Here is a 15,004-nt window from a genome sequence, read left to right as displayed (position 1 = left end):
AAGTAACCGCACTAGGTTGGACCCGCCGCTTGAAAAAGTGGCCAGGGATCGCAACGATCGCAACAGCACGTGTGCGGGGGCCTGCCGGCCGTCGCAACCACACGACTTGGAGGAGTGAGGAAGCCGTGGTCGCCGCGGGAGACGCCGCAAAGGTCGGTGTCGCCGAAAAGCTCGGTATCGAGCCCGACATGGTCGTCCAGGAGATCGGTTGGGACGAGGACGTCGACGACGCGCTTCGTGCGGCGGTCGAGGAACGCAGTGGCAGTGAGCTGCTCGACGAGGACGCCCAGGAAGTGGTGGACGTCATCCTGCTGTGGTGGCGGGATGGTGACGGGGATCTCGTCGACGACGCGCTCGTCGACGCGACGTCCCCCCTCGCCGACAACGGCTTCATCTGGGTGCTGACACCCAAGACGGGCCGTGACGGGCACGTGGAGCCCTCCGTCGTCGCCGAGGCGGTGACGACGGCCGGTCTGTCGCAGACCTCGACGGTCAGCCTGCCGGGCGAATGGTCGGCGACGCGCCTGGTACGCCCGAAGCGGTGAACATCAGCCGCCGGGGGCGATGACTAGGGTGGTTGGGGCACGTCGGGTCGACGTGCCCCACCGCACCCCCTAGACCTCGGAAGGCGGCCTCATGGCGCTCGACGTCGGTTCGGAAGCCCCGGACTTCACGCTCAACGACTACAACAAGCAGCAGGTCACCCTGTCGTCGTTCCGCGGCCAGAGCAACGTGCTGCTGGTCTTCTACCCGTTCGCGTTCAGCGGCCTCTGCCAGGGCGAGCTGTGCCAGGTGCGGGACGAGTTCCAGGAGTACCAGAACGCCGACGTGACCGTCCTCGGTGTGTCGGTGGACACCACCTTCAGCCTGAAGGTGTGGGCCGAGCAGCAGGGCTACACCTTCCCGCTGCTCTCGGACTTCTGGCCGCACGGCGAGGTCGCCAAGGCCTACGGCGTCTTCAACGAGGCCGGTGGCCTGGCCAACCGGGGCACCTTCCTGATCGACAAGGCCGGTGTCATCCGCTTCGCCGAGGTGAACCAGCCGGGCGAGCCCCGGGACCAGGAAGCCTGGAAGAAGGCCATCGCGGCGCTGCCGGCCTGATGACCGACTGGCGCTGGGCGGGCGGTAACCTGTCCAGCGTCGATCGGGCGCATAGCTCAGTGGGAGAGCACTCGCCTTACAAGCGAGGGGTCGTAGGTTCGAACCCTACTGCGCCCACCACCAGCTTCTGACCAGCGCGAACGCGGCTCGGATCCGCCGGCTGGCGATCGCTGCGGCGCCGTGGGCACCTCGCCACGCGGATCATCGAGGGCGCGCCGCCTGGTGCCGGCCGCCTGACCGGGTCTCGTTGGCCCGTGGCGTTCGCAGCCCGCCGCGACCGTTCCCGGTCCAAGCCGGGTGACCCAGTACGGAGAGTGCCGGCACCGGGGTTCGGCCGGCCAGCGGTGCCCACGAGCGGACCGCTCGGGCTCGGTCCGCTCGCACACGAGCACGCGCCCGCCCCACGGCCGCACCGCCAGGGCCCGCTCGCGCGGCCGCGCGGGGTTCTCGGCGGCGGCCGGCTTCGTCGGTGTGGACTGGTCCTCGGTCCTCGGTCTCGGCGAGGCTGGTCCACAAAAACAACAGTGCTGTTATGTTAGCGCTGTGACATCACCTGACCCGACCACTCGCGGCTACTGGCGCGATCTCATCGCCCTCCAGCAGGACATGGACGAGGAGATCGCGCGTCTCTACGCCGAGCACGGCCTCGCCGGGGTGCGCCCCCGCTTCGCCTACCCGCTCATCCGACTGGCCCACCAGGGCCCGATGACCATCCGCGACCTGGCTCGGAGCCTGGGCCGGACCCATTCGGCGGTCAGTCAGACCGTGACCGCGCTGCGGGGCGAGGGGTTGGTGACCACCGAGCCGGGGCCCGATGCCCGCACCCGGGTCATCCACCTCACCGACCGCGCCCGTGACCTGCTGCCCTTCCTCGAAGCGGAGTGGAACGCCACCGAGGACGCCTGCGCCGAGCTCGACGCGGAGCTTGCCTCGGGCCTGGCCGAGTACGTGGCGGCGATGCGGGCGCGGCTCACCGAACGCGGGTTCCACGCCCGCCTGCTCGACCACCTGGACTGGCGCTCCGAGGCCGGCGAGACGTCCCGGACCGACGGCGACGGCGTCGGGCGATGAATCGGAGGTCCGGACTGGTCGACCTCCGCCCCCTCGCCGCCAGCGCCGCCTACCGCCGGCTCTGGGTGGGGACGTCGCTGACCTCGCTCGGTCACCAGATGACGGTGGTCGCCGTGCTCTTCCAGGTGTGGCGGATGACGGGGAGCCCGGTGTGGACCGGCGTCGTGGGGCTCGCCTCCGCCATTCCGCTCGTCCTGTTCGGCGTGGTCGGCGGCTCCCTCGCCGACTCGCTCGACCGCCGCACCCTGGTGCGCTGGACGACCCTCGCCCAGGTGGTGGTCGTCCTCGGTCTCACGGGGCAGGCGCTCGTCGAGCTGGAGAGCCTGCCCGTCCTGCTGGGCCTGGTCGCCGCGCAGTCGGCCGCCGCCGCGCTCGGGGCCCCCGCCCGCCGCACGTTCCCGGTGCGGCTGCTGCCCCGTGACCTCGTCTCCGCCGGGATCGCCCTCCAGCACCTCACTTTCCAGGCCGCGATGCTCCTCGGGCCCGCCGTGGCCGGGTTCGTCATCGGCCGGTGGGGGCTGACGGCCTGCTACGCCGTCGAGGCGGTCGCCTTCCTCGTCTCCCTGTACGCCGTCCTGCGGCTGCCGTCGCTGCCGCCGAGGGGAGCGGAGGAGCACCGGCCGGGGATCCGGTCCATCGTCGAGGGTGTGCGCCACATCACGCGAACGCCGGTCGTGCGCGGCGCGTTCGGCACCGACCTCTTCGCCACCTTGCTGGCGATGCCGATCGCGCTCTTCCCGGTCGTGAACGAGGCCCGTTTCGGGGGAGCCCCGGAGACGCTCGGGCTGTTCCTGTCCGCCGTGGCGGTCGGGGGAGTCGCGGCCGGCCTGGTGTCGGGGTTGGTCACCAGGGCGGACCGGCCCGGCCTTGTCCAGTCGTGGGCGGCCGGCACGTGGGGGGTGGCCCTCGCGTGCTTCGGGCTGGCCGATCCGCTGTGGCTCGCGTTGGCCATGCTCGCCGTCGCCGGTGCCGCCGACACCGTCTCGGTGGTCTCGCGGGCGGCGCTGGTCCAGCTGGCGACCCCCGACGGCCTCCGGGGTCGGGTCTCCTCGGCGGAGCACGTGGTGGGCGCGGCCGGCCCGGACCTCGGCAACGCCAGGGCCGGCGTGGTCACGGGGCTGACCTCGGCCTCGTTCGCGCTGGTGTCCGGCGGCCTGCTCTGCGTCGTCGGCGTGCTGTGGATCGGGCTGCGCAACCGGGAGCTGCGTTCCTTCCGGGTCAGTGAGCGGCGGGAGGGCACCACCCCGGCCGCCGGTGCCGGGGCGGGACCGGGCACCTGACGACGGTGGAACGGCGCGGGCCGCGATCCCACCGGAACCGGGACGGCCCTGGTCGCTCAGCCAGGAGACCCGGGGTGGTCGGTGGCCTCCGGTGGTGGGGGTGGTGTGCCGAGGACGGGTCGGTCGAACAGGGCGGACGCCACGGCTGCGAGGTGCGGGGCGAGGTCCTGCGGAGTCGCGGCGCTGATGGCGGGGGTGCCCACCACGGACCGCAGGACGCCGATGCCGAGCATCCAGGCGCTGAACAGCTCCGCCCGCAGTGCCGCGTCCGGCGCGTCCGAGAGCCGTTCGAGGGCGCGCACGTAGGTGCCGCACAGCTCCTCCCGCAGGTGGTCCCGCGCCTCGTCGTGCGCGGAGGAGCGCAGCATCGCCACCAGGGGGTGCTCGCCGGCGTACGCGGACCAGTCCTCGAAGAGCAGTGAGTGCAGCAGCCGGGCGGGCAGCTCCTCCGGTGGCCCGTCGAGCGGGGTCGTGGGCGTCCTGGCGGCGGCGGCCTCCTCGAAGAGCCCCTTCTTCGAGCCGAAGTAGCGGAAGACGAGTGCGGCGTCGACCCCGGCGTCCCCCGCGATGTCCCGAACGCTGGCCGCTTCGTAGCCCTCCTTGGCGAACCGGTGCCGAGCGGCCTCCAGGAGGCGTTGCCGGGTCGCGGAACGGTTCCTTCTGCGCGGCTCGGCCACGGCGTCCTCCCATAAGTCATCAAGCGTTGACAAATGTGGCTGGTTCTGACTAGCGTACAAAGTCATCGACCGATGACTTTTGGGGTGGAAATGGTCAAGGATCTAGTCGTGTCCGGCGGCACCACCGGCATGGGCGCGGCACTGGCGAGGCACTACCTGGCGGCCGGCGCGCGGGTGACCGTGGTGGGCCGGAACCCCGAACGCGGCCGGCGGTTCCTCGAGGAGGCCGCGAGCATGGGGGCGGGCGAGCGGGCGCACGCCATCAGGGCCGACCTCACCTCGGTGGCCGAGAACCGGCGGGTGATCAGCGAGATCCGGGAACGGCACGACTCGCTGGACGCCCTCGTCCTGTCGGCGATGGTGCCGTTCCAGCGCCGCGTCGAGACGCCGGACGGGTACGAGGGCGCCTTCTCCCTCTACTACGTCAGCCGCTTCCTGCTCAGCTACGGCCTGACCAACCTGCTCGAGAAGGGCGACAACCCGGCGATCGTCAGCATCGGCGGCACGGGAATGACCAAGGGACGACTGCACTGGGACGACCTCGCGCTGCGGAACGGCTGGGGCATCCTGCGCGCCACCCTCCAGGGCGGCCGCGCCAACGACCTCCTCGGCGTCGGCTACCCGCTCAACCACCCGGACGGTCGCACGCGCTTCGTCCTCGTCCACCCCGGGTACACCAACAGCGGGCTCAACGGCGTCCCGCAGCCGACCAAGGCCCTGATGGCGGTGATGGGCGCGCTCTTCGCCCGGTCCGTGTCCAGGAGCATCGTCCCCATCATCAGGCTGATCGACGAACCCTCCGACCAACGGCTGATCGCCTGGGACCGGACCACACCCGTCGACCTCGGCCTGCGCACCCTCGACCCCGACGACGCCCGGCGCCTGTTCGACCTCACCCGCCACCTGGTGGCGGAGGACTGAGCACCACCGACGGCCACGGCGTCGCGCGGATGTGGCTGGCGACCACGCCGCGCGCGCCGTCGCCGGTGCACCGGCAACGGGCCGGGCGAACCGATGACCGGCCCGACACCACCGCGCCCCCAGGGACCGGTGGCCTCGCACGACCGTCCACAGGGGGCCGGACCGGCCAACCCCGGCTCGGTAGGGCGTCCGGATGGGCGGGCCGGGGGCGGCCCGCCGTCTCCGCTGGCCCACCGGCCATGACGCGGCGATGACCCCCATCACCACCGAGCCGGGCCCAGCCTCGCAAACCCGGCTACACGTTTCCTACACGTCCCGCCCCCGGCGGCCCCGCCACGCACGGCGAGGACCCCGCGGAGACGGGGCGGACCCGCCACCGGGGGCTCAGGCGTCGTGCTGGGTGAGGTCCGCGCCGTCCCAGGTGGTGTGCGTGCAGGCGACGCCAGCGCCGCTCTTCGGGCGCAGCACGTCGTAGATGTGCATGCGGGGGATCTTGGGGGAGACACCCCAGCCGCTGGGCCAGGTGATCAACCAGTCCATGTCCAGGTCCACCAGCAGCCCGAGCATCCGGGCGATCGTCGGATCGTCCAGCCGCTCGAACGCCTCGTCGAGCAGCACCAGCCGCAGCGGCGCACCCGCGCCGCCGGCTCCCGCACCGTCACCCTCGCCGACGTCCACCGCGTCGTAGAAGGACGCGGCGGCGGCGAAGAGGGCGACATAGGACACCAGCCGGGTCTCCCCGGAGGACAACTGCCGCAGCCGGCGCACCCGGGGCCGGCCGTCCGGCCCGTCGTCCCGGACCCGCACGGTGAAGGAGTGCCACCCCCGGTAGTCCAGCGCGCGGGTCAGGATCTCCGCGTACCCCCTGGCGTGGGCGTCCCGTTCCGACTCGATCCGCTCGGTCACCACCCTGCGGAGGAGCGCGTCCTGGTCGGAGTCCCGTTCACCCAACGGCGTGCGCACCAGGTCGAGCGCCTGACGGGTGGCGTCGTCCAGGGCGGGGGAGGGGCGCCACTCCAGCTGGACGTGCACCCCCTGCGACGAACGAGCGCGGTCCAACACCGCGTTCATCCGCGCGCACAGGTCCTCGGCGACCGCGATCTGCCCGCGCAGCCGTTCCGCGAGGTCCCGGATCAGGTAGTCAGCGAACACCGTCTGGTACCGCTCGTTCAGGTAGCCGCGCTGGGTGGCCAACCGGTCGCGGACCTGCCGCGCGGCCACCGCCACCGGCCGGGGCCCGTCCTCCCCGCTGACGGTGATGCCCAGGACGCCCGCGTTCTCCGCCGCCGTGATGTCGTGGGTCCCGGCCAACGCCACCTGGAGGGTCTGGAGCCGGGTGATGACGGTGGTCTCGCTCGCCGGGCGGCTCTCGGCGAGTTCGGACACCAGCGCCAGCGCGGCGCGGGGGTCGGGCGGCGGTTCGGCCGGGGCGGCCCCGGCCCGCTCCGTGCCCGGGGCGCCGACCGGCGCGTCCCCTCGGGTCCGCGAGGTCGTCGTGAGGGCGGCAGCCCAGGTGCCGGGGGAACGCAGCGCGGCCGTGAAGGCCGTCGACGCGCGGTCCGCCTCGGTCTCCCGTTCCCCGAGCTGGCCCTGCTTCGTCTCCAACAGGGTGGCCAACGTGGCCAGCCGTTCCCTGGCGGTCATCACCGCCTCCCGCGCCGCCGGCAGCTCCTCCCGGACCTCGGCCCGCCGCCGCTCCAGATCGGACATCCGGCGGGCGGCGTTCTCAGCCTCGCCACCCACGCTGCTGGTCAACTCGGTCAGTGACCGCCGCTGCTCCCCGTAGGACCGGCAGGCGCGCAGCGCCAGCTCCTCGGCCTCGGCGCGGTCCGCGACGGCCGCCTGGTGGTGCGTGCCCGCCTCCGCCAGGTCGTCCACGGCGCCGACGCACCGACCGACCAGCACGTCCCGCAACTGCTCGACCCGATCCCTGGCCTCGGTGGCGTGCCGGTGCGCCGCGTCGAGACCGGCGGCGTCCGAGGGCAGCCCCGCCTCGGTGGCCCGCTGCCGGAGTTCGGTCTCGGCCGCGCCCCACCGCTCCTCGGCGCGGCGGTGCTCCTCGCGGAGCCGCCGCGCCCTGTCCTCGGCGTCCGAGGCGGCGCCCGCCGCCCCCGCGAGGGCCGCGTGCGCCGCGACGAGCTCACCGTAGTCGGGGAACGCCGCCAGCTGCCGGTCCAGCAGCTCCACCTTCGCCCGTGCCTCGGACTCGGTGCGTTCGGCGGCGGCCAACGCCCCCCGGAGCTCGTGCAGCTCCTCCTCCAGCGCACCGATGCGTCGAGTCCTGGCCGCCTGCCTGGCGCCGGCGCCGACGAACTCGGCGGTGTCCTTCGCGCCCGCCCCGTACAGCACCCCCGACCACCACCTGCCGTCCTCGGACACGCTCAGCGGGGTCGGCCCCGTCGGCGCCCGGTCGGTCAGCGGTACGGACGACAGGAGGCGCCGCACCAGCTCCTCGGGCACCGGGCCGTTCGGATCGACGGCCGGGACCAGCACCTCGGCCAGGGTGCGGCGGCCGTCGGCCGCCGGTTCCTCCGGTGCGGGGTCGGACCACGCCGTCGCCAGCAGGGTCCGCACCACCGGGTCCGCCGCACGGGCGTCCACGGGAACCCACGCGGTGAGCAACCCGCAGGAGGCGAGGGCGGCCTCCACGCCGGCGCGGGCCGGGGGAGCCACCTCCGGCCGGAAGTCGACCAGTTCCGCGAAGGAGGCACCCGGCGGGGCGGTGTCCGGATCCGGGGATCCCGCCGGCCTCCGCTGCTCCCCACTCCGCAGCGCCGCCAGCTCGGCGTCGCGCCTGTCGACCTCGCGCCTGACCTCGGCCACCGCGTGCTCCGCCTCGACGGTCGACTGCGACGCGGCCTGCCGCGACGGCGTGAGCCAGAGGCGGGCGCGTTCCGCCGCCGACCTCGCCCCGTCCCGCACCGCCCGCAGGTGCTCGACCTCCACCAGTTCGAGCACGGCCGCGTCCGGCTGTCGAGCACCAGAGAGCGGGACGGACTCGGAGAACCAGCTCAGCGCCCGTTCCCGCCACAGCTCCGCCGACTCCACCAGCCGTTGCTCGGCCTCGTTGCGGCGGCCGGCGGCCTCGGTCGCCGCCACCTGGGCGGCGCGGGCGTCCCGGGCCGCGTGCTCGACCCGGGACGCCTCCTGGTCGAGGGCCACGGCCTGCCGGTGCAGCGTCGACACCAGCGCGGCCCGGCGGCGACCCGCACCAGCGACCTCATCGGCGCCCCCGGCCGCCGAGCGGAACCCGGCCGCCAGCTCCTCGGCGTCGACGACGGGCGGCAGCCGGCGTTCCACCACCACCGGCTCCGCGTCCGGGTCGGGCTTGGCCAGGACGGACTCCTGGCGCACCGTGACGCGTGCCGAGGGCAGGCCGGGCACCCGGGGGCACATCTCGGGGTCGAGGCCGGCGTGCCGCAGGCCGGTCCGGGCCGCGCTGGCCAGCTCGGCCGCCGCGTCCCGGTTCTGGGTGAGCCGACGTGTCGCGGCCAGCACCGCGTCGACCGCCCGGTCCTCCTGGGCGCGCTGCCGAGCGGCACCCTCCAACGCGGCCTCGGCGGCCCGACCCGCCGAGGTCACCAGTGCCTCCCGGTCGCGGAGATCACGCAGGCCCTGGTAGCCGGGCAACGCCATCTGGGTCGCGATCGCCGACTCCAGCTCGCGTTCCCGGTCCTCGGCCGAGGCCACCCTGGCCGTGGCGAGGGAACACTCCTGGTCGGCCTCGTTCCGCTGCTCGGTGAGCCGCCTGATCTCGGAACGCAGCGACGCCAGGGCGCGGTCGGCCGAGGTCATCCGCTGGCCCAGGCCCAGCAGGGCACCCCGCACGTAGCTGGCGTAGGTGGTGACGAACGCTCCCAGCGCGTCGTCCGCGGTGCTCAGCCGCGCGATGTTCTCCCGGATCGACTCCAGGTCGTCGAAGGAGGTGGCGAGGTTGTCGATCACGGCCGGGTCGAGCGGGGGGAGCGCGTCGGACAGGATCTGCTCCAGCTGCCCCTCCAACACCTTCAGCCCGACGTCGGGGTTGCGCAGGGTGCGCTGGAGGTGCAGGAGGTCCGCGTACCGAGCGGCGGGCACCTGGTAGACGAGGTCGGCGACGCGGGCCCGGAACCCGGCATCGTCCAGCACCCGGTCCGCCCCGAGGGTCTCCCGCAGCTGCGCCGGGCCGAGCGGGACCTCGTCGGCGCCCACCAGCCGCAGCTCGAAACCCACCCGACGGGGGGTGATGAACCGCCACGAGTCGGTGATCTGCTGCGCGGCCTTCGACGCCTTGACCCCCAGGCCGCAGGTCAGGAACTCGGGGCCGACGGGAGTGCGGCGAACCAGCTCCACCCACGCGTAGCCGATCCGGTTCGGCCCGCCCTGGTAGTCGTCGAGCATCAGCCGCCGCATGCTGACGGTGTCGAAACCCTTCGACCCCAGTTGCCGGAGATCACCGTCGAGGCAGAGCGGCAGCAGCAGCTCCAGCGTCCGCGACTTCCCCGACCCGTTGGTGCCCTGGAAGATGGCGCGGCCACCGGAGAAGTCGAAGGTCTGCTCGGCGTACTGCCAGATGTTGACGATCCCGCCTCGGTTGAGCCGCCAGCGGTCGGGCTCGCTCACTGTTGACCTCCTGCCGCCGGCGCGGTGCTCGCCGGCCTCGACACGCCGCGAGGCGTGCTGGTGCTGATGGGAAGCTGCTGCCGCACGGTGCTCACCCCTCGTCGAAGAGCGACCAGACCGGTGGGGCGGACGGTGGTTCGGCTGGCTCCCGGAGCGCCCGGCCGGCACCCGAGGAGAGGGGTTGGTCGTCCGCCGTCGGAGCCCAGCGGTGCGCCGCCGGGCTCAGCGACCACCCACCTCGGCCGTCGCTCGTCGCCAGCCCCAGCCGTTCCAGCAGCGCCAGCACCTCGCGGCACAGCTGGTGCGGGTCCTCGGTCGCCTGGCGCGACCAGGCCGCCGGGTAGGCGTTGACCAGGTCGTCACAGGTCTGGAAGACCTCGGCGGTGGTCACCGCGTGGGTGCCGTCGGCGTCCGGCTCCCGCAGGCCGAGCAGCTCGGGCAGCGCGAGCAGCGCGATGCGGGCCACCGTTCCGGTGCCGGGGAACACGACGTCGGTCAGGTACTCCTCGGGGTCGGTGACCGCCACCCCCTCGACCCTGGTCTCGGTCATCAGGCCGAAGGCCCGGTCGAGCAGCACCGACTCCCGGCGCTGGTTGCGGCGCAGCCACGTCGACTCGGCGTCGGTGAGCTCCGCGTGGGTGATCACCGGGTCCTCCACGAGCCGACGTCGCAGGGTGTGCTCGACTCCCCGTGCTCCCGGCCGGGCCGCCAGCACGACCAGGTCCGCGCCGTCCTCGGCCTCCCGCAGCGGGCCCGCGACCAGGAGCGCGAGCAGGTCGGTGTCCACGGTGATCAGCGCCTCGGTGGGGGCCTCGTTGCTCCACGGGCCCACCGTGCCCTCGGTCTCCGTGATGACGCCGAGCGCCACGAGGTGCCGCAGACCCGCCGTGAGCGCCCGCCGGTCGGCGTAGTCGTCGACGACGGCGATGCCCGCCTCGACGGCGGCGGCCCTGATGTCGGCGACCAGCCGGGACAGCAGGATCTGCCGACCCGCGCCGGTGAGGCAGGCCACCGCGAGGGCGAAGTACGCGTACGCCCGGGGCGTCAGGCCGGGTTCACCGCGGGTGGCGTCCTGGCCGGGCCCCGTCTTGTACAGGCGGGCGAACCGGCGCTCCACCACCAGCCGGTACCCCAGCACGGTCGTGAACAGCTCCACCAGCACCGCCCGGTGCCGGTAGACGAGCGGGAGCAGGTCGCCGTCGGGGCCGTCCGCCCGCAGCAGCGGGCGGCGCAGCAGCACCCGCGCGCAGCGCGCCACGTCCGCCGCGTCGATGTCGGGCAACTCGTCCAACAGGGCGAGACCCGCGTGCCGCCCGCTGGTCGACCGCCGGGTGCGGTCCCCCCTCGGCGCGCTCACCGGTGTCCCCCCGCCCCGTGGGAACCGCCCCTGACCGCCGGTTCCGCGCACAGGCTGACGGTGGAACCGTGCAGGGTCAACGAGCCGCTGGTGCTGGTGATCGTGGTGCGGGCGTCGGCCTCCGGCGTCACGGTGAGCCGCAGACCCCGCACCGGGTCCCGCACCGACCCGGGGTCGCCGTCGCGTTCCCGCTGCGCCATCGCCAGGGTCAACAGCTCGCACAGCACGCCCAGCGCCGGCGGGGACAGCGGCACCTCGGTCAGCCGGGGAGCCGCCGCGACCAGTTCCGCCACGGCGTCCTCCTGCTCCCGTGCCTGGGTCCTCGCCTGCGCGAGCAACGTCTGCTCGGTGATCGGGTCGAACACGACCCGGGAGGTGCGCCCCCGCGCCCCCCGGTCGCCCCTGGACCGCACGCTGACCGTCACGTCGATGACCGGCCCGTCCCGCCACGGCGTGTGCTCGTCGTCCCCGTCCAGTTCCGGCGAGGGCAGCAGGTTCCGCGACGGGTACAGGCCGAAGGCCGCCGCGTACAGCGTGTCCGCCCCCGCCTGGTCCGCGCCGTCGAACCAGCTCGCCAGCCGGAGGAGGTCGGACCGCCGGCCCGGCAGCCCGGCGCTGCCCGTGGTCGCCCGCTTGACGTTGGCCAGCAGGGCGCCGATGGCGCGGGTCGTCGCCTCCCGCAGCGCCGTCACCTGGCTGGGACGCCCGGGGCCGTCGACGAACCAGTCCGTCAACTCCCGCCAGTCGGCCTCGGTGCGCCCGCGGCCCCGCTCGACGGTGTCGCCCCACTGCTCGGTCCAGCTCCGCGCCGGGCCCACCAGCCGCAACAGCTCGCTCCTGGCCTGCCGCAGCCCGGCCAGGGCGTCGGCGATGCCGGGCGTGTAGCGAAGGACGTCCTCCACCACCATCTGGATGTACTCGACGAGGACGGAGCGGAACCCGGAGATGTCCGCCGGCTCCAACTGGTGGCGCGCGACCATCTGCCCCAGGTAGGCGTAGAAGTCGCGGACCGTGTCGGCGAGTTCGGCGTGCTGGAGGAACAGGGTGGTGACCTGCTCCGCGAGTTCCTCCCGCCCCTGCCTGGCAGCCCGGCTGGAGGGGTCCTCGGTCTCGGCGAGCAGGGTCCGCGCCAGGGTGGAGCCGAGCTGGTCCAGTCCGCGTTCGATCGCCGGCAGCAGTTCGCGCGACACCTCCCGGGCCCCCTCGGGGACCTGGAGCAACGCGTCGGCCTCCCGCTGGACCCGGAGGGCCAGCTTGCTGATCTGGTAGCGGACGCTGCCGTGCTGGAACTCCGCGATGCTCGCCGCCACCATCTCGCGCCGGCCGTGCACGAGGTTGCCCCACTCCACCAGCTGGCGCAGCCGCACGATGACGTTGTCGATGCGGTGCTCGCCCTCGTCGATCAGCCCGGCCCGCTCGGCCGGTGCCAGGGCCCCGGCGACCTCGCCGGCGGAGAGGTCGGCGAGGAGGGTGGAGGAGAACAGCCGCATGATGGCCAGGTAGGTGCGCCGGTAGTCGCGGGCGGTCAGGTACGCGTAGAGCTGGAGCCGGGCGGCCTGCCCGCCCGGTGCCCGCCGCCCGGTCGTCCGCGCGCCCGGTTCGGACGTGGCGTCGGTGGTCTCGGGTGGTGACGGGGACGCGCTGACCTCGGCGGCGGGGGGCGCGACCGGTGCCGCCCCCGGAGACGCGTCGACCGGGGTCGCGGGGGGCACCGCCTGATCCATCACGCCGTCCTGGAATCTCGTCGTCGTCCTGCCCGTGGGGTCGCCGTGCGGTGACCCGGCTCGCTGATCGCACTCCGGGGCACGTCCCCGCCGTCCGGCGCGGCCACCGTGGAACCAGCGGCCCGTTCCCGGACACCGCGCCGGCCGCCCACCGCGCCGAGGCCCGCTGTCAGGACAATCTAGAGGTGACGGGCCCGGACCCGGCACGGCAGGTCACCCTAGACGATCGCCCCACCGGGGGCGTCGGCCCGCCGGACCTCCCCACCGATCGGCTGACGACGCCACGCTACGGTGACGCACTGCGAGGACGCCTGGGGTGATGCGGCGACGCGCCGCGTCCCCGTCGGCTTGGGAGCGGTGCGCCGAGTGGGGTTCGCCCGTAGGCCGGGGGCCGGGGCCGGCCACCCCGTCGGCGGACCGGGAAATGGGGGCAGGGTTGAGCGCGGCGCGCGCCATCGGACTGTTGTTGGGAGTCGCCGCCGACGCGGCGTTCGCGGATGCCAGGAAGCACGGGGTGAACTCGGCCCTCCGCAGGCTCGCCGCCGGTGCGGAGCGCCGGCTGCACGCCGACGACAGGGGACGGGGCCTCGCCTACGTCGGTCTGCTCGCCGGTGGGGCCGTCACCCTCGGCATCGCCGTGGAACGCGTCGGTCGGTCACGTCCACTGGTGCAGGCCACCGCCACCGCCGCCGCCACCTGGGCCGTGCTCGGCGCCACGGCGGTGACCGACGAGGGGACGTCCATCGCCCGGCACCTCGACGCCGGCCGGTTGCCGGAGGCCCGCGCGCGCCTGGCCGCGCTGTGGGGACGCCCGCCCGGCCAGCTGGACGGCCCGGCGCTGGCCAGGGCGGCGGTGGAGACCGTGGCCCGCCAGGCCTCCGAGTCCTCGGTGGCCCCGTTGTGGTGGGGCGCGCTCGCCGGCGTGCCGGGACTGCTCGGCCACCGCGTGGTCACCCTGCTCGACGAGCGCGTGGGCCACCGGACGGCGCGTTTTCGCAACTTCGGGTGGGCTGCCGCTCGTTCGGATGATTTCGCCAACTTCGTTCCGTCACGGTTGACCGCCGCGTTGACGGCGGTGTGCGCGCCGGTCGTCGGCGGCTCGGGGCCTGGAGCGTGGCGGACGTGGCGGCGGGACGCCGTGGCGCACCCCAGCCCGAACGCCGGACAGGCGGAGGCCGCCTTCGCCGGCGCCCTGGAGGTCCGGCTGGGTGGCGGCGCCGCCTACCACGAAGGGGCGGAGGAACGACCGATGCTGGGCGACGGCCGGACCCCCGACGCGGGTGACGTCACCCGGGGCGTCGAGCTCTCCCGCGTGGTCGGGATCGTCGCGGCGGCGGGGTCAGCGGCCGCGGCCGTAGCGTTGGGCCAGCTGCGCCGCCGGCGCGGCCTCGTCCTCCCGCAGGGCTAGCGTCAGCTCCTCGCGGGCGGAGCGGCGGCCGCCCGCCCGCTGGCGGTCCGGGTAGGCCTCCCGCCACACGTAGTACACGAGCCCGCCCAGGGCCATCGCCCCGAAGGCCAACCACTGCCAGCCGTAGGCCAGGTTCAGGCCGGAGTTCAGGCGGGGCAGCGGGAGGGCGCCGAGAACGCCCGGCTGCTCGGCGGCGAGCATGAAGTAGCCCGGCCGGATGTCCACGCCGGTCGAGGCCGCGAGGGTCGTGGCGTTGACCGAGTACAGCTGGAGGTGGCCGTCCTCCTCGAACCCGGGGCGGCCCCGCCCGTCCCGTTCGTCCAGGCGGACGCGGGTCGTCAGGCTCACCTCCCCACCGGGCGCCGGTGCGTAGTCGGGGACGTCCGTCCCCTCCACGGGACGGACATAGCCCCGGTTCACGAGCACCACGTCACCGCCGGAGAGCCGGAACGGCGTCAGCACCTCGTAGGCGGGCTCGCCGTGCACGGTGCGCAGCCTGGCCACGCCTTCGTGCTCGGGCAGGTAGGTGCCGGTCAGGACGACCCGGCGCCACTCCTCCTCCGGCCCCGGGGCGGAACCCCCCGGCAGGACGTCCTCCACCGGCACCGGGGCACCGTGCAGGGAGGACTCGATCGCCTGGTTCTGGGCCCGCTTGTCCGCGTGCCGCCCGAACTGCCACGGCGCGAGAAGCGCGAAGGAGAGCGCGGCGAAGATGAGGACCCCGGCTGTCAGCCCGAGCCACCCCGGCCGCAGCATGAACCGGAAACGCACGCCCCTACGGTAGGTCACCGCCAGGACCGGCCCGAACCGCGTCCCGCCAGATGAGGCGCGCGGCACGCCCCCGGCCCGCCCGGCCACCCCGC

The 15,004-nt window shown here is 74.3% G+C and carries 11 protein-coding genes and 1 tRNA gene; 7 read left to right on the top strand and 5 right to left on the bottom strand.

Annotated features, from left to right (window positions below; genetic code table 11):
• Positions 1-125: 125 nt before the first annotated feature.
• From C1701_RS05945 to C1701_RS05925, 5 genes are all read left to right on the top strand, one after another.
• Positions 126-545, top strand: a complete 420-nt coding sequence (locus C1701_RS05945; protein ID WP_026417063.1) for a DUF3052 domain-containing protein — start codon at positions 126-128, stop codon at positions 543-545.
• A gap of 91 nt (positions 546-636) precedes the next feature.
• Positions 637-1,101 carry a peroxiredoxin gene (locus tag C1701_RS05940; protein ID WP_026417062.1) on the top strand — a complete coding sequence of 155 codons (465 nt, stop codon included), beginning with the start codon at positions 637-639 and terminating at the stop codon, positions 1,099-1,101.
• A gap of 45 nt (positions 1,102-1,146) precedes the next feature.
• Positions 1,147-1,221: transfer RNA gene (locus C1701_RS05935), tRNA-Val, on the top strand.
• 423 nt (positions 1,222-1,644) lie between these two features.
• Positions 1,645-2,172, top strand: coding sequence for a MarR family transcriptional regulator (locus C1701_RS05930; protein WP_035276053.1), 528 nt, complete (start codon positions 1,645-1,647; stop codon positions 2,170-2,172).
• Entirely contained in the window at positions 2,169-3,452 is a 1,284-nt protein-coding gene (locus tag C1701_RS05925; protein WP_051712612.1) for an MFS transporter, read from the top strand. The genes C1701_RS05930 and C1701_RS05925 overlap by 4 nt, the downstream gene beginning before the upstream one ends.
• Before the next feature lie 56 nt (positions 3,453-3,508).
• On the opposite strand, the gene C1701_RS05920 is transcribed toward C1701_RS05925, so the two are convergent.
• The gene (locus C1701_RS05920) at positions 3,509-4,129 is read right to left on the bottom strand and encodes a TetR/AcrR family transcriptional regulator (RefSeq protein ID WP_035276052.1); all 621 of its coding nucleotides are present in this window, start codon (positions 4,127-4,129) and stop codon (positions 3,509-3,511) included.
• Between the two features lie 108 nt (positions 4,130-4,237).
• Between C1701_RS05920 and C1701_RS05915 the strand changes: the two genes are divergently transcribed.
• Positions 4,238-5,050 carry an SDR family NAD(P)-dependent oxidoreductase gene (locus C1701_RS05915; protein WP_248784444.1) on the top strand — a complete coding sequence of 271 codons (813 nt, stop codon included), beginning with the start codon at positions 4,238-4,240 and terminating at the stop codon, positions 5,048-5,050.
• A 384-nt stretch (positions 5,051-5,434) separates the two neighbouring features.
• Here C1701_RS05915 and C1701_RS05910 read toward each other — a convergent pair whose 3' ends face one another.
• The 3 genes from C1701_RS05910 to C1701_RS05900 all read right to left on the bottom strand — a co-directional run bounded on the left by C1701_RS05910 (position 5,435) and on the right by C1701_RS05900 (position 12,733).
• Positions 5,435-9,652 carry a TIGR02680 family protein gene (locus tag C1701_RS05910; RefSeq protein WP_026417059.1) on the bottom strand — a complete coding sequence of 1,406 codons (4,218 nt, stop codon included), beginning with the start codon at positions 9,650-9,652 and terminating at the stop codon, positions 5,435-5,437.
• 91 nt (positions 9,653-9,743) lie between these two features.
• Positions 9,744-11,009: a TIGR02678 family protein gene (locus tag C1701_RS05905; protein ID WP_248783984.1), complete on the bottom strand. Its 1,266-nt coding sequence runs from the start codon at positions 11,007-11,009 to the stop codon at positions 9,744-9,746.
• Complete coding sequence (locus C1701_RS05900) at positions 11,006-12,733, bottom strand: DUF2397 family protein (RefSeq protein ID WP_030146965.1); 1,728 nt, start codon at positions 12,731-12,733, stop codon at positions 11,006-11,008. The genes C1701_RS05905 and C1701_RS05900 overlap by 4 nt, the downstream gene beginning before the upstream one ends.
• Positions 12,734-13,157: 424 nt before the next feature.
• Between C1701_RS05900 and C1701_RS05895 the strand changes: the two genes are divergently transcribed.
• Positions 13,158-14,141 (top strand): cobalamin biosynthesis protein, encoded by a 984-nt coding sequence (locus C1701_RS05895; protein WP_026417056.1) that lies wholly within the window; start codon positions 13,158-13,160, stop codon positions 14,139-14,141.
• On the opposite strand, the gene C1701_RS05890 is transcribed toward C1701_RS05895, so the two are convergent.
• Positions 14,073-14,912: an SURF1 family cytochrome oxidase biogenesis protein gene (locus C1701_RS05890; protein ID WP_043509563.1), complete on the bottom strand. Its 840-nt coding sequence runs from the start codon at positions 14,910-14,912 to the stop codon at positions 14,073-14,075. The two genes, C1701_RS05895 and C1701_RS05890, sit on opposite strands and share 69 nt — an antisense overlap.
• Between the last annotated feature and the right edge of the window lie 92 nt (positions 14,913-15,004).

Source organism: Actinoalloteichus sp. AHMU CJ021 (assembly GCF_002895405.1).
Lineage (GTDB): Bacteria > Actinomycetota > Actinomycetes > Mycobacteriales > Pseudonocardiaceae > Actinoalloteichus_B > Actinoalloteichus_B caeruleus.
The sequence above is the reverse complement of the archived record's forward strand: the minus strand, read 5'-3'. Positions and strand labels throughout refer to the sequence as shown.